The organism is Bowmanella denitrificans (assembly GCF_039522935.1).
In the GTDB taxonomy this organism is placed as follows: Bacteria; Pseudomonadota; Gammaproteobacteria; order Enterobacterales; family Alteromonadaceae; genus Bowmanella; species Bowmanella denitrificans.
The window spans coordinates 420,853-435,636 of sequence record NZ_BAAAEI010000006.1 but is presented as its reverse complement, the minus strand read 5'-3'; the positions used below and the strand labels follow the sequence as shown (position 1 = coordinate 435,636).

At 52.1% G+C, this 14,784-nt stretch carries 17 protein-coding genes; 8 read left to right on the top strand and 9 right to left on the bottom strand.

The window, feature by feature from the left end; all coding sequences use genetic code 11:
* Positions 1-317: 317 nt before the first annotated feature.
* The 9 genes from arfB to ABD028_RS04895 form a co-directional block, all read right to left on the bottom strand.
* Positions 318-731 carry an alternative ribosome rescue aminoacyl-tRNA hydrolase ArfB gene (arfB, locus tag ABD028_RS04935; RefSeq protein ID WP_102797091.1) on the bottom strand — a complete coding sequence of 138 codons (414 nt, stop codon included), beginning with the start codon at positions 729-731 and terminating at the stop codon, positions 318-320.
* Between the two features lie 72 nt (positions 732-803).
* Positions 804-1,103 carry a YciI family protein gene (locus tag ABD028_RS04930; RefSeq protein ID WP_102796989.1) on the bottom strand — a complete coding sequence of 100 codons (300 nt, stop codon included), beginning with the start codon at positions 1,101-1,103 and terminating at the stop codon, positions 804-806.
* 6 nt (positions 1,104-1,109) lie between these two features.
* Complete coding sequence (locus tag ABD028_RS04925; protein ID WP_102796988.1) at positions 1,110-1,676, bottom strand: septation protein A; 567 nt, start codon at positions 1,674-1,676, stop codon at positions 1,110-1,112.
* 353 nt (positions 1,677-2,029) lie between these two features.
* Complete coding sequence (gene trpA, locus ABD028_RS04920; protein ID WP_102796987.1) at positions 2,030-2,836, bottom strand: tryptophan synthase subunit alpha; 807 nt, start codon at positions 2,834-2,836, stop codon at positions 2,030-2,032.
* Positions 2,829-4,022, bottom strand: a complete 1,194-nt coding sequence (gene trpB / locus ABD028_RS04915; RefSeq protein WP_343842446.1) for a tryptophan synthase subunit beta — start codon at positions 4,020-4,022, stop codon at positions 2,829-2,831. Before trpB ends, trpA begins: the two co-directional genes overlap by 8 nt.
* Positions 4,022-5,395, bottom strand: coding sequence for a bifunctional indole-3-glycerol-phosphate synthase TrpC/phosphoribosylanthranilate isomerase TrpF (trpCF, locus tag ABD028_RS04910; protein ID WP_343842443.1), 1,374 nt, complete (start codon positions 5,393-5,395; stop codon positions 4,022-4,024). Before trpCF ends, trpB begins: the two co-directional genes overlap by 1 nt.
* A 3-nt stretch (positions 5,396-5,398) precedes the next feature.
* Entirely contained in the window at positions 5,399-6,406 is a 1,008-nt protein-coding gene (gene trpD / locus ABD028_RS04905; protein ID WP_343842441.1) for an anthranilate phosphoribosyltransferase, read from the bottom strand.
* 4 nt (positions 6,407-6,410) lie between these two features.
* A complete protein-coding gene (locus ABD028_RS04900) occupies positions 6,411-7,007 on the bottom strand; it encodes an aminodeoxychorismate/anthranilate synthase component II (protein WP_343842439.1) in 597 nt (198 codons plus the stop codon).
* The gene (locus tag ABD028_RS04895; RefSeq protein ID WP_343842436.1) at positions 7,004-8,593 is read right to left on the bottom strand and encodes an anthranilate synthase component 1; all 1,590 of its coding nucleotides are present in this window, start codon (positions 8,591-8,593) and stop codon (positions 7,004-7,006) included. The genes ABD028_RS04900 and ABD028_RS04895 overlap by 4 nt, the downstream gene beginning before the upstream one ends.
* Before the next feature lie 247 nt (positions 8,594-8,840).
* Here ABD028_RS04895 and ABD028_RS04890 point away from each other — a divergent pair, with 247 nt between their 5' ends.
* From ABD028_RS04890 to ABD028_RS04855, 8 genes are all read left to right on the top strand, one after another.
* The gene (locus ABD028_RS04890) at positions 8,841-9,683 is read left to right on the top strand and encodes a PHP domain-containing protein (protein WP_343842433.1); all 843 of its coding nucleotides are present in this window, start codon (positions 8,841-8,843) and stop codon (positions 9,681-9,683) included.
* Positions 9,684-9,771: 88 nt separating this feature from the next.
* Positions 9,772-10,392 carry an L-threonylcarbamoyladenylate synthase gene (locus ABD028_RS04885; protein ID WP_102796980.1) on the top strand — a complete coding sequence of 207 codons (621 nt, stop codon included), beginning with the start codon at positions 9,772-9,774 and terminating at the stop codon, positions 10,390-10,392.
* Positions 10,385-11,251 (top strand): segregation and condensation protein A, encoded by an 867-nt coding sequence (locus ABD028_RS04880; RefSeq protein ID WP_343842428.1) that lies wholly within the window; start codon positions 10,385-10,387, stop codon positions 11,249-11,251. The genes ABD028_RS04885 and ABD028_RS04880 overlap by 8 nt, the downstream gene beginning before the upstream one ends.
* The gene (gene scpB, locus ABD028_RS04875; RefSeq protein ID WP_343842425.1) at positions 11,232-11,822 is read left to right on the top strand and encodes an SMC-Scp complex subunit ScpB; all 591 of its coding nucleotides are present in this window, start codon (positions 11,232-11,234) and stop codon (positions 11,820-11,822) included. Before ABD028_RS04880 ends, scpB begins: the two co-directional genes overlap by 20 nt.
* A gap of 245 nt (positions 11,823-12,067) precedes the next feature.
* Positions 12,068-12,913, top strand: a complete 846-nt coding sequence (gene rluB / locus ABD028_RS04870) for a 23S rRNA pseudouridine(2605) synthase RluB (RefSeq protein ID WP_102796978.1) — start codon at positions 12,068-12,070, stop codon at positions 12,911-12,913.
* A 65-nt stretch (positions 12,914-12,978) separates the two neighbouring features.
* On the top strand, positions 12,979-13,908 hold the full coding sequence (locus tag ABD028_RS04865) for a DMT family transporter (protein WP_343842423.1): 930 nt from the start codon (positions 12,979-12,981) through the stop codon (positions 13,906-13,908).
* Positions 13,908-14,201, top strand: coding sequence for a DUF6122 family protein (locus ABD028_RS04860; RefSeq protein WP_343842420.1), 294 nt, complete (start codon positions 13,908-13,910; stop codon positions 14,199-14,201). Before ABD028_RS04865 ends, ABD028_RS04860 begins: the two co-directional genes overlap by 1 nt.
* A gap of 92 nt (positions 14,202-14,293) precedes the next feature.
* Entirely contained in the window at positions 14,294-14,779 is a 486-nt protein-coding gene (locus tag ABD028_RS04855; protein WP_343842417.1) for a VOC family protein, read from the top strand.
* Positions 14,780-14,784 lie beyond the last annotated feature (5 nt).

Sequence of the window (14,784 nt, the reverse complement as noted above, 5' to 3'; positions counted from 1 at the left end):
AAATATGAATGTCAATTTCAAAACGCGGATGTTTGGCTAGGTGCCAAAATTGGCGATAAGTATAAAGATAACTGGTCCGATCACAATGCTCTGCAGGGGCTGACTCTGGTCAAATCGCACAGATATACAGCCTGATACTTTTAGCATCTGAATCCATGCTTAGCTACTGGATTAACCGCCTGTTTTGTCGGCATTTATATGCTAAGAATTCAAAACAGGTATCAGACTGTTGCAGATTGCCCCAATATTGGGCATGAAATCCAATACGAATTTTCTGCCTATACAGCTGGCACTAATTAGTGGTGGAGGTATGCGGATTAGTAATCCACTTTCCCTCGTAAGCTTTTTTTCGCCCCAGCTTTCTTTTTGCCTTCCACCCGGCGTTTTTGCGAAGCCTTGGTGGGCTTGGTGGCGCGGCGTGCCTTTTGGGTTTTTCCAGCACTTTGAATAATCTCAGTCAGTCGATTCAGGGCGTCCTCACGATTTTGTTCCTGGGTACGATAATTCTGCGCCTTGAGAATGAGGATGCCGTCATTGCTGATACGGCTGTCAGACAGTGTCAGCAGGCGTTCCTTGTAGAAGTCGGGCAGCGAAGAGGCGCGGATATCAAAGCGTAAATGAATGGCGCTGGACACCTTATTGACATTCTGGCCACCGCTACCCTGAGCACGGATGGCGGTCAGTTCCACCTCGGCAGGATCTAATTGTACGTTTCGACTGATTTGTAGCATGTCATTGGTTTTCAACTGAAAGTGATCAGATGGCGTCATACGCTGACGAGGGCCATCTGTAAACTGGCAGCTTTAAGGCAGTACCTTTTTATAAGGTTTAACGATAGTACGCTGATAGACACCGGCAGCCATATAAGGATCGGCATCGGCCCAGGCTTGGGCTTCCTGCAGACTGGCAAACTCCGCTATTACCACTGAGCCACTGAAACCGGCTTCACCAGGGTCCTCACAATCAATGGCCGGGCAGGGGCCCGCCACCAATAACCGCCCCAAGTCTTTAAGCGCCTGTAGACGGGCCAGATGGTCTGGCCTGGCGGCTTTGCGCTTTTCCAGACTGTTGGCCACATCTTCGGAGAAAAATACATACCACATGGCTAGTTATCCCTGCTTGTTATCGTCAATTTGCTCGTCTTGTTTTTGCTCTTCCGGCATATAACGGTAAGCATACATAATGGTCAGAATAGTGAACACCAGGGTTACACCGGTCATACCAAATACTTTAAAACTCACCCAGGTGTCCTGACTGAATTCATAGGCCACGTAAATATTCAGTACGGCACTGGCGACAAAAAATACCGCCCATCCGGTGTTGATACGCTTCCAGATCGTTTCGGGTAGTTCCATGGCGCTGCCGAGCAGCTCTTTTAGGGCGGGGCGCTTCATGATTTGGCTACCAATCAGAATGGCCGCAAAAATCAGATAAACAATGGTGGGTTTCCACATAATAAAATGTTCGTCATGCAGGGCGATGGTCAAGCCGCCAAACACCACAATCATGGCAAAAAACACCCACTGCTTTTTGGGGATTTCTTTGGTCCGTAGGTAGGTCACCAGCATTTGCACTGCAGTAGCGGCCATCAGCGCGCCTGTGGCCCAGAAAATATCGACAAACTTATAAACCAGGAAGAACACCAGCAGGGGCAGAAATTCCATCAGAAATTGCATAGTCGCGTATACCTCTTTATCGCAATGCTGGGATAGTACCGATTTTTACTGTGGCTGGACAGGGCTAGGTAGTGACTTTCTTCAGGCGCCTTGGTGTTCTTCATAGGGTTTTGCGGTCAAATCCAGCTCTTACCACGAAAAACACGAAAATCTCTCTCGCAGAGCCGCCAAGAACGCTGATTTTGCAATAAAATACTCAGAAAAATTTGTGTATTTCTTCGTGCCCTCCGTGTCTCTGCGATGAAAACACTTCAATTCAAAATATAAATAACCACAGAGGCGCAGAGAACACCGAGATTACAATAGGTTAAACTGTATTCTCGGCGGCTCTGCGGTGAATCTATCTTCGGTTATTAGCGGTTGGTAGCGGCTTTCATGCCAGCCACAAATTCGGTTAAACGGGTGAGCATCATGGCTTTATTTTCCAGGTGCTGTTCAATAATTTTCACCGTGGCTGAACCGGCAATCGCACCTGCCGCGCCAGCTTCAATGGCGGCTTTAACCTGTTCCGGTTTGGAGATACCAAAGCCCAGAATCGGCCGGGCCGCACCTACCTCATGAAGCTTGCTTATCAGGTTGGATGCTGGCATATCGGCGGCTGTTTCTGTTCCGGTGACACCAGCACGGCCTAACAGATAGGTGTAACCGCTGGAAAGTTCACCAATTTGTTGCAGGGTCTGCTCTGATGCATTGGGGGGGGCGATCAGTATCTGGTGAATACCCTGTGCTTTGGCAGCGGCCATAAACGGCTCACCTTCACGAATGGGCACATCTGCGACCAAAATGGAATCCACCCCAGCTTCGGCACACTGACGATAAAACTCATCAATTCCAGGCGCCAGTACCAGATTGCTGTAGAGCAACAAGCCGATGGGGATCTCGCGGTGGCGCTCCCGAATGCGGCGGATAATGGCCAGGCAATCCTTGGGGCTGACACCTTTATCCAGAGCACGAATGGCGGATTTTTGAATTGTGGGGCCGTCGGCAATAGGGTCAGAAAAAGGGATACCCAGTTCCAGTGCATCGGCGCCACCTGCTATCAGGGCTTCAATCACCTCCAGACTGGTTTCCATATCCGGATCGCCCAGAGTCACGAAGGGCACAAATGCGCCTTGCTTGTCGTTGTCCAGGCGCTGGAACATCTGTGCATATCTATCCATTGTGGGAATCCCCTTTTAAAAACTGCTGTACATGGGCCAGGTCTTTATCACCGCGGCCTGACAGGTTAACGACAATTAAGGTTTCTTGTTCTGCCGCGTCGGCCATATTCAGCGCATGGGCCAGCGCATGGGACGATTCCAAAGCAGGAATAATGCCCTCTTTGCGGGCCAGGATCTGAAAGGCGTTCAGCGCTTCTTCGTCGGTGACTGACTCGTAGGTAGCGCGGCCAATATCATGCAAGTAAGCGTGTTGGGGGCCTACTGCCGGGTAATCCAAACCAGCAGAAACGGAGTAAGATTCTTCAATCTGCCCTTCCGGTGTTTGCATAATGTAGCTGTAGGCACCGTGCAATATCCCCTTGGTGCCTTTGGCAATCGCCGCACCATGTTCGTGGGTATGCAGGCCTTTGCCGGCAGGCTCAACACCGATTAACTGCACCTCTGGGGTGTCAATAAAATCCGCGAAGGCGCCAATGGCGTTGGAGCCGCCGCCAACACAAGCTACGACTGCATCGGGCAAGCGACCTTCTTTTTCCAGGATCTGGGCGCGGATTTCTTCGCTGATCATCTTGTGGAATTCCCGCACTATGGTGGGGAAGGGGTGCGGGCCGGCAGCCGTGCCAAGCAAATAGTGCGCATCCTGATAACTGGCAGACCAGTCGCGCAGGGCCTCGTTGACCGCGTCTTTCAATGTCCCGGAGCCGGCATTGACCGGAATAACCTCAGCGCCCATTAAGCGCATACGAAATACATTAGGTGCCTGGCGTTCAACATCTTTGGCGCCCATATAAATACGCGCCTTCAAGCCAAGCAATGCGCAGGCAAGGGCGGTGGCCACACCGTGCTGACCCGCACCGGTTTCGGCGATCACCTGGGTTTTACCCATGCGCTTGGTTAGCAGCGCCTGCCCCAGCACCTGGTTGGTTTTATGGGCGCCGCCGTGTAACAGATCTTCACGCTTCAGATACAGGGTGACCTTGGGATTGCTGACCAGATTGCGGGTTTTGGTCAATGGTGTGGGGCGGCCGGCATAGTCATTCAGCAGGCTTTTGAATTCCTGTTGAAACTCCGGGTCCTGCTGGGCGTCAATAAATGCCTGTTCCAACTGGTCGAGGGCCGGGATCAGCAGCTCTGGAACATACATGCCGCCATAGTCACCAAATTTGGTGGATAAATGTTTGCTCATTAGTAGTCTCTTAATTGTGCGAATAGTTGCTGTAATTTGTGTGGATCTTTTACCCCAGGGCGACTTTCTATACCGGAGTTCACATCCAGTAGCCCAACACCTGTGGCAGCGGCCTGACGGATATTGTCTGGGTTGAGCCCGCCAGCCAGGGCAATGTGGGACTTATCTTTAACGTCGCTTAGTATGGTCCAGTCAAACTGTTGACCTGTGCCACCAAAGTCATTGCCGACCTGACAGTCGAGCAGATATTTATCTACATTAGGGTTGTGCATGGCGGGCAGCATATCCGTTACGCCCAGTGCTTTCCATAATTGGCAAGCATGGGGCAAGATGCTTTTCAGGGCGGCAATATAGTCATCGCTTTCCTGACCATGCAATTGCACGGCGCTTAAGCTCAGACTGTCGGCAAGCCTTGCCACCTCCTCTAAGGGCGAGTTAACAAATACGCCGACATAATCAAGTGGCACCTGTTCCACCAACTGCCTGGCCTGGGTTTCGCTGATACGACGCTTAGATTGTTCGGCAAATATCAGCCCGCCGTAACTGGCGCCACTGCGTTTTACCGCCTGAGCGTCCTGGATATTGGTCAGGCCACAGATTTTTATGTTGCCAAACAGCAGTTGGTGCACTGCCAGGGGCAGATTCTGCTGCGCCATTAATGAGCTGCCCACCAAAAAGCCATCCGCCAAAGGGGCCAGGCGTAATACATCCTGGTGAGTATAAATGCCGGACTCAGAGATAATCAGGGCATCTGCAGGCAGTAGCGGGGCCAGTGCCTCGGTGGTCGCAAGGTCGGTGGTTAAATCACGCAGGTTGCGATTGTTAATGCCAATGATCTTGGCACCCAGATTGGTGGCGCGATGTGCCTCTTCCTGATTAGACACCTCGGTCAGCACATCCAACTGATAGTGGGCGGCGAGTTCCGCCAGTTCCAGATAACTGGCATCATCCAGTACCGACAACATCAGCAGAATCGCATCGGCATGATAATAGCGAGCCAGGTGTACCTGATAAGGGTCGATAAAGAAATCCTTATTCAGCACGGGCTGGCTGACCCGCTCGGTCACATAGCTTAGATAGTCGTAGCTACCCTGAAAGTATTTTTCATCCGTCAGCACTGAAATAGCGGCGGCATGGGGTTGGTAGGCGGTTAAGATCTCATCCAGGTCAAACACCGCTCTGATTAATCCCTTTGAAGGCGACGCCTTTTTACATTCGAAAATAAACCCTGCCTGCGGCTGGTTTAAAGCCTCATACAGGCTTTTGTCTGACGGGGTCAGGTTGTTGACAAAGCTTTCCAGTGGCAGGGCCTGCTTGCGGGCAATCAGCTCCTGACGCTTATCTGCAACAATTTTTTCCAATACGTTGGCCATCTGTTACTCCTGGCTGATTGTTGCGCTGCGCTGAATCAGATCGAGCGCCTGGCGACCTTGCATCATATCCATGGCCATCTCTGCTCCCTGGGCAAAGCTATCCACTTTACCCATCAACATCAACAGCGCACCGGTATTGATTGCTACAGCCTGACAATGGGCGGGCTGCCCGTTGCCGCTCAGTAGCGCTTCAATCATGTTTTTATTTTCTTGTGGTTCACCGCCGGTAATGGCACTGATAGGCTGCTCGGGCAGGCCGAAATCGGCCGGAGTCAGCATTAATTCCTGGATCTCGCCATGTTCCAGCCTGGCAACCTGACTGGGTCCATGCAGGGCAAATTCATCCAGCCCGCTGCCATGCACCACCAGGGCCTTTAGATAACCCAGCAATTTTAAGGTTTCGGCAAAGGGCCGTACCAGCTCGGGCAGATACACACCAATTAGCATATGACTGGGCTTGGCCGGGTTGGCCAGCGGGCCAAGCAAATTGAACAGGGTGCGGGTTTTTAGCGCGGTTCTGACCGGCATAGCATGGCGAATGCCGGCATGGTAGTTAGGTGCGAATAAAAAGCACAGACCCGATTCATCCAGGCAGCGACGCGCTGTATGCGCACTCATGGTCAGATTCAGACCAAACTCTCGAAACAGATCCGCCGAACCGGATTTACTCGACACGCTGCGATTGCCGTGCTTGGCCACTTTAACACCACAGGCCGCTCCCACAATGGCACTGGAGGACGAGATGTTCAGGGTGTTAAAACCGTCGCCTCCGGTCCCGACAATATCGGCAAAGGCGTAGTCGGGACGGGGAAAATCCGCCGCATGACTGACCAGGGCTGACGCTGCTCCGGCTATTTCTGGTGGAGTTTCCCCGCGCACTTTCAGTGCGGTCAGCACTGATGACAAAACGATCGGGTCCATATTGCCCTGCATCACCTGGCTGAACAGGCCGAAGCTCTGTTCCTGACTGAGTGGCTGCAAAGCGTATAGTTTTTCCAGCAGTTCCTGCATCTTGTTATCCTTTTGCTTGGCACAGATAGTCAATGCTTTGGGTCAGCAATTGGCTACCTTGCGAGGTGAGAATGGACTCAGGGTGAAACTGAAAACCCAGCATCTTATCCTGCGCCTGATACACAGCCATAGGCACTTGGTTGTAGCTGGCCAGGACATCTAATCCATCTGCCAGTTGAGTGGCCATCAGTGAATGGTAACGGGCCACAGGTAACGGGTGGGGCAGATTGGCAAACATTTTGTCCCGGCAATGCTCGATGGATGAAGACTTACCGTGCATTACTTCTGCGGCCCGGCCCACCTTGCCGCCATAATGTTCAACAATGGCCTGGTGACCCAGGCAGATGCCCAATACCGGAAAGCGCCCTTGTACCCGTTTTAATAGTGCCGGCATACAGCCTGCCTCGGCCGGCGTTCCCGGGCCAGGCGATAACATCAGCAGCGCATCGCCAGCACAGGCCAGCATCTGCTCATACACAAAGTCGGCCTGCAAATGGTTGCGATAGACGGTCAATTCAAAGCCCAGGCAACGCATTTCATCCACCAGGTTGTAGGTGAAGGAATCAAAGTTATCGAGCAAAAATACATGAGGCTTGTTCATGCCAGCTTCTCCTGGTGGGCGTCCACAATTGCACGCAATACCGCCTGGGCTTTACTGCGGGTTTCATTTGCTTCACTTACAGGGTCTGAGTCGTACACCACTCCGGCACCAGCTTGCACATAGGCGGTGCCACCCCTGACAAAGGCGGAGCGAATGACAATACAAGTGTCCATATCGCCCTGACTGTTAACATACCCCACCGCGCCGCCATAACTGCCGCGCCGCTGCTTTTCAACCCTGCGGATCAGCCTGGCGGCCGACACTTTAGGCGCGCCCACTAAGGTACCCATATTCATACAGGCCTGATAGGCATGCAGGGCATCCAAATCGGGGCGTAACTGGCCTACCACCCGGGAAACCAGGTGCATCACCTGGGAGTAGCGGTCTACTTTCAGCAAGTCTTTAACAAAGCGGCTGCCGGGCACTGATACCCGGGCGATGTCGTTACGGGCCAGGTCGACCAGCATCAGGTGCTCGGCCTTCTCTTTTTCGTCTTCACGCAAGTTCAGCTCAATGCGGCTGTCCAGATCCCTATTAATCGTACCGTTGGGGTTAAAGCCCCTGGGACGGGTGCCCGCGATGGGGTACACCTCCACCTGTTTGCTTTGGCTGCAATACTTCAGCGCTGATTCAGGGGAAGCACCAAAAATACAAAATGCCTCATCCTGCAGGAAAAACATATAGGGGCTGGGGTTTTGTTGTTTAAGTTTGGCGTAGGCAAGATGCGGATCGGGGCAGGGCAGACTGAAGGTTCTGGAGGGCACAACCTGAAAGATATCGCCAGCCAGAATATGTTCCTTCAGTGCCAGCACATCCTGTTGGTAGGCTTCATCACTCTTGTCTACCGCCAGCTGCTCGCGGCTGACCCTGGGCACCGCCTGCTGCTGATACTGCTGGCCTTGTTGCAACTGCTGATGAAGGTGTTCCAGACGCTGGCTGACAGCAAAATAGTTTTGCGCCACATTTTGACCAGAGAATACACTGCCAATAATCTCAGTGTTTTGCGTTTGATGGTCAATCAGGATCAGGGTTTCAGCCAGGTAGAACACAAAATCCGGACAGCTATTGGCCCCTTCAGGCACCTCTGGCAGATTTTCAAAACCGCCCAGCAAATCGTAGGCAAACGCGCCGCCTAAAAATACCGCATGAGGGTGCTGACGCAGCGGTTGTACCCAATTAAGCAGGGTACGCAAGCTGTCAAATACCGATTTGGCTTTCAGGCGGCTGTCTTCATCCAGGTGCTCATCGGCGGCTGCGAAAACCAGGGTCAGAACATTGTCACCGGATTGTTGCACCTTAGTGGCCTGACTGTGGCTGACCAGCAGCGGCAATAAGGCCTTGCCGTTATCGGTGAGCGCTTCGATAGTGACCGTTTGCCCGTTACAGGTTAATTTTAATGCGGCGTCTACCAGTAGCAGGCTTTTCAAATCGTCTTTACTGTCGATTTCAGCCGATTCCAGCAATAGGCTGTTAGCCTTGTTGTGGCACAGAATCTGGTAAAGATTCAGTGGATCTGCCTGATATCGGCTCTGAACAATCAGGGTCTCGACTTTCCCTGGCTGGTCACTTAGTTGCGCTAAACTCATGTTGCCATTCCAATAGTATAAAAACAAAAAAGGCCCGCAGATGCGGGCCTTCAGAATGCTTTTCCAAGCACAAACGCACACAGCCCGCTAGTTCGGGTTGTGCCACCACCAAATGATGTTGATTGCGTTAATGTTCATGGAATCTTTGCCTGAATTAAGTACGCTGTGCGTACCAAATTGTTATAATCTCGATGCTTTATAGAAGAAAACAAAATAGATGTCCTGTCAATAGCTAATGCGGGAAAAGATGAAAATAGATTTGCACAGCCATACTCACCACTCGGACGGTGCCTTGTCACCCAAAGAACTGGTGGACCGGGCGCACAATATGCAACTGGATGCGCTGGCCATTACCGACCATGATACGGTGGCGGCCATTGATGAAGCTCGCAGTTATCAGCAAAGTCAGAAACGGCCGCTGTGGATTATTGCCGGCGTAGAGATATCCACCCGTTGGCACGGCTTTGATATTCATGTGCTTGGCCTCAATCTGAATCACCAGGATGCAGGCTTACTTGCCCGTCTTGCCACGCAAAGCCAGGCCAGGGAACAGCGGGCGCAGGAAATGTCTGCCAAATTGGCAAAAGCCGGTATTGAGGGCATTTATGCTGACGCAAAAGCCCTGGCTGGAGTGGGACAACTGACCCGCTCTCATTTTGCCAGGGCACTGGTTAAGCGTGGCGCGGTAAAAGACCATGAAGAGGCCTTTAAGAAATACTTAGGCAAAGATAAGCGGGCTTTTGTTAAACCGCAGTGGCCGGAAATTCCCGAGGCCATCAGTTGGATACGTGAAGCGGGCGGCAAGGCGGTGTTGGCTCATCCGGCCCGCTACGATCTGTCGGCAAAATGGCTGCGCCGGTTGCTGGTGTTTTTTGCGGAGTCCGGCGGCCAGGGGATGGAAGTAACCCACCCGCAATTGGCCCCGGATTTAAAACGACAACTGGCCAGCTATGCCATGGAATATGGCCTGGAAGCCTCGGCAGGCTCGGATTTTCATTTCCCTGGCCGCTGGACGGAGCTGGGCCGCAATCTGCAATTTGACTCACAACTTACACCGGTATGGAACGACTGGCAACGTCCTGCGGCTTAAGCAAGTGGCTGTTTAAATGCGAAAAACCATTTGCCATGCCAGGCACTTATGCCACCATTAGGGAATAAAGTCCTTACTGAGCTGGTAAATGAGTCAGTTTTTCTATGTCCATCCGGATAACCCCCAACAGCGTCTGATGAAACAGGCTGCAGATATGGTTAAAAATGGCGCGGTGGTGGTGTATCCCACTGACTCTGGCTATGCCATAGGTTGTCATCTGGATGATAAGCAAGCCCTTGAGCGTATTATCCGCATTCGGGAGTTGGGTAAAGAGCATAATTTTACCCTGATGTGCCGGGATATGTCGGAGCTGTCAGTGTATGCCAGGGTCGACAATCAGGCATTCCGCCAGATTAAAAACAATACGCCGGGTGCCTATACTTTTATCCTAAAAGCCACCAAAGAAGTGCCTAAGCGCCTGCATCATCCTAAACGTAAAACCATCGGTATTCGGGTGCCGGACAATCGGATTGCCCTGGCGCTTTTAGAAGAGCTGGGCGAACCCCTGATGTCCACGTCGTTGATTCTGCCGGGTAATCAGCTTGCCGAATCCGATCCGGAAACGATCCGCGATATGCTGGAAAAACAGGTGGATTTGATTATCAATGGCGGCCATCTTGGCGAACATCCCACCACGGTCCTGGATCTTTCCGAAGGGGAATGCATTGTGATCCGTGAAGGTGAAGGGGACGTGTCAGCCTTTGTCTGAAGCTCTTGATAATCAGGCCGAGCCAATAGGAAAAACGCCGGTGCAGCAGCCGCTGCCACTGGCGTTTGTGCATGGCGAGGCGGTGATTGAGCGCCCGGAAGATTTGTATATTCCCCCTGATGCGCTGGAAGTCATTCTGGAAAGCTTTGAAGGTCCGCTGGATTTATTGCTGTATCTGATCCGCAAGCAAAAATTTGATATTGCCAGTCTGCCCATATTGCAGATCACCCGCCAGTATATGGAATACGTGGATCTGATGACCGACCTTAAGCTGGAACTGGCCGGTGAATACTTGTTAATGGCGGCGATACTGGCCGAGATTAAATCCAGGGTGTTGCTGCCTAAACGCGAAGATGCAGCAGATGACGAACAAGACCCCCGTGCCGAGCTGATCCGCCGTTTACGCGAATATGAAGCCATCAAGCAGGCGGCTCAGGAACTGGATGGGTTACCAAGGCAGGAGAGGGATTTTTATCTGGCTGAGGCCAGGCCCAGTGATAACTGTCAGCCCATTCGAATTCTGCCTACGGTGACCTTGCAAGAACTGGTACTGAGCTTTCAGGATGTGCTTAAGCGTGCCGCCGCCTTTGAACATCATCAGATTCAACGCGAGGCGTTGTCAACCCGTGAACGGATGAGTGCGATTCTGGCCAGGCTGGATGGTGAGCAGCAGTTTGTACCCTTTCAGGCACTGTTTAGGCTGGAAGAAGGCCGTGCTGGCGTGGTGGTTACCTTTTTGGCGGTGCTGGAACTGGTTAAAGAGTCGCTGATCGAATTGGTTCAGGCCGCTCCTTATGCACAGATTCATGTAAAAGGCAGGCCAATGCAGGAGGATGCCTATGGCGCGGATATCGGATGAGCAGCTAAAACAACTGGTGGAAGCGGCCATTTTTGTGGCCGACGAGCCACTGAGTCTGGAACGCTTGCAGGAAACCGTACTGCTGGATATTAAGGTCAGCCAAAAGCGCCTCAAAGCCATTTTGGATGAACTGCAACTGGATTATCGTCCGCGCGGGGTACAACTGGTAAAAGTCGCCAGTGGCTACCGTTTTCAATCCATGGACAGTCTGGCCCCCTGGTTGTCTAAACTTTGGCAGGAGCAGGCGCCGCGCTATTCAAGGGCTTTGTTGGAGACCCTGGCGTTGATTGCTTATCGTCAGCCCATTACCCGCGGTGAGATTGAAGATGTGCGCGGGGTATCGGTCAGTACCCATATCGTTAAAACCCTGACCGAACGCGGCTGGATTAAAACCGTCGGCCACAAAGAAGTGCCGGGCAGGCCTGCCTTATATGCCACCACTAAAGCCTTTTTGGACTACTTTTCTCTGGGCGGGCTGGATGAATTGCCATCCGAGATAGATTTTGCCGCCCTGGCGCAACTGCCCATCGACGAGCTACCTTTGCCTGATGAGAGCGAGCAGCAGACATAAACAGCCAATACACTATGCATAGAGAATTTTACCGCAGAGACGCTGAGAACCCAGAGGGAACAGGGTTCATCTAATGAAATATCTGCGTTCTCAGCGTCTCGGCGGTGAATAATACAGTAGGTCTTTGCCATCAAGCGCTATCAGGCTATAGCAAGTTTAACGCTGGTGCCGGAAACGGGACGCGAGTAGAATAGCCGCCTTTTTCAGACTAATGTTGAAACAGGCATAATAAGGGCAAAACGCACGTGAGCGAAAAACTGCAAAAGGTACTGGCCAACGCCGGTATCGGTTCCCGTCGGGAGATGGAAAAGTGGATCACTGAAGGACGGATTTCCGTCAACGGCCAACTGGCTACCCTGGGGCAAAGGGTGAGTGCAGAGGACAAGGTTCGGGTGGACGGTAAGCTGGTGGATATCCAGACCGAAAAACCCATCTGTCGGGTGTTGATGTATAACAAGCCGGAAGGTGAGCTTTGCAGTCGTAGTGACCCTCAGGGGCGTGCCACCGTATTTGACCGTCTGCCGAGAATAAAACAGGGCCGCTGGATTGCCGTTGGCCGTCTGGATATCAACACCAGTGGCTTGTTGTTGTTTACCAATGACGGTGAACTTGCCAACCGCCTTATGCATCCCAGTCACGAAGTAGAACGCGAATACGCGGTAAGGGTGTTTGGCGAAGTAACCGACGATATTATCCGGCGTCTGAAAAACGGCATCAAGCTGGAAGATGGCGATGCCAAGTTTACCAGTATTCGTCGTCATCAGGGCGATGAGGAAAGCATGAACCAGTGGTTCAACGTAACCTTAAGTGAAGGGCGCAACCGCGAAGTGCGGCGCATGTGGGAGTCTCAGGACGTTAAGGTCAGCCGCCTGATCAGGGTGCGCTATGGTGATATTGAGCTGGCCAAGCGTTTACCTCAGGGTGCCTGGGTGGAGCTGCAACTGAAAGATGTTAATGCACTGCGCAAGCTGGCGAAGTTGCCCGCCGAAAAAGAAAGCCTGCTTGCGGTGGATGATAAAAAGCGTCTGGATCATGTGCGGATTTCCCGCATGCGCCGCGCGGTACGCAAGCACCAGATTAATAAAAAGTAATAAGCCATCGGCTTTATCCTTAAGGCCGCGCTTCAGCGGCCTGTCTAATCCCTGTTGGAGCTGTTATGCAAACAGTTGTTGTCAGACATTGGTATGGGTTTGGATTGTCTTTGCTGACCGCCGTGCTTTGGGGAATGCTGCCGGTGGCGTTAAAGCTGTGCCTGGAAGTGATGGATGCCATCAGTATTACCTGGTATCGCTTCAGTGCCGCCGCCCTGGTGGTCGGGCTGATGTTGTATAAAAGCAAAGCGCTGCCGCCGCTGCGGGCCATCAGTCGCAGCAATAATCTGCTGATTGCGGCAGCAGCCATCGGCCTGATTGCCAACTATGTGTTGTATTTACAGGGCTTGGATTATCTGAACCCGGAAACCGCTCAGGTTGTGATCCAACTTGCACCATTTTTACTGATGGTGGGGGGGATCCTGCTATACAAAGAGCGCTTTAACCGTCTGGAAACCCTGGGTGCGTTGATTTTGCTATCCGGCTTGATGCTGTTTTTTAATGATCGTCTGCCGGTGCTGTTTAGTTCGCTTGGCCAGTATACGCTGGGGGTGATTCTGGTGGTGATTGCTGCTATCACCTGGGCCTGGTATGCCCTGTCGCAAAAAGTGCTGCTTAAAGCGGTTACGGCCAAACAACTGACCCTGATTTTATACTGTGCAGGCAGCCTGGTATTACTGCCTTTCGCTGATTTAAGCTCAGTCATACAGCTGAACAGCTTGCAGGTCTTTGCGTTACTGTTTTGCTGTGCCAATACCGTGGTGGCCTACGGGGCGTTTACCGAAGCATTGAATATCTGGCATGCCTCTAAGGTCAGTGCTGTTATTGCCCTGGCACCGCTATTTACCTTTACCAGCATGGAAATGGCGGTATGGGTATGGCCGGCGCATTTTTCCGCCAGTGATCTGGATAAATGGGCTTATATCGGCGCTGGTATGGTGATGCTTGGCTCGATGCTGGCCGCAGCCGGAAAAGCCAAGGCACAGCAAGCCTGATGCTGCATATTCTGCTGCATTTTGCCATTCCATTGGCGCTGGCACTGAGTCTGGCCGGTAAGGCCTGGCAACGTGCCTTTATATTGATGGCGTTGACGATGCTGGTGGACCTGGATCATCTGCTGGCCACGCCCATTTATGACCCGGATCGTTGCAGTATCGGTTTTCATCCCCTACATCAATGGCCCTGGTTTATTCTTTATGCGGCATTGATGTGGTTGCCCAAGACTCGCTGGATTGGCGTTGGTCTGGCGGTGCATATGTTGCTGGATTGGCAGGACTGCTATTTCTAAAAAATCACTGTCTTACTATGTCGAAATGGTCGCTCTTCATTCGTCTAACAGATGACAAAGCTTACAATCTGTTATCAACAGGAGAAAAGATTATGACCATGACGGCCAGAAACACAGTATGCCTTTGGTATAACCACAATGCCGAGGAAGCAGCAAGATTTTATGCTGACACCTTTCCTGATTCATCGGTTGTTGCCGTGCATTACGCTCCAGGGGATTATCCATCAGGTCAGAAAGGGAATGTCCTGACCGTAGAGTTCACCGTGCTGGGTATTCCCTGTTTAGGGTTAAATGGCGGCCCGGGAATGATTCACAACGAATCTTTTTCCTTCCAAATAGCTACCCAAGATCAGGCAGAAACGGACCGCTACTGGCACGCGATTATCAGCAATGGTGGGCAGGAGAGTATGTGTGGCTGGTGTAAAGACAAGTGGGGAATTTCCTGGCAGATCACCCCTGTGGCGCTGACCAAGGCTTACACCAGTCCAGACCGCAAGGCCGCCAAGCGAGCGTTCGATGCCATGATGACCATGAAGAAAATTGATATTGCTACTATTGAGGCGGCTTTTCGCGGCTAACTAAG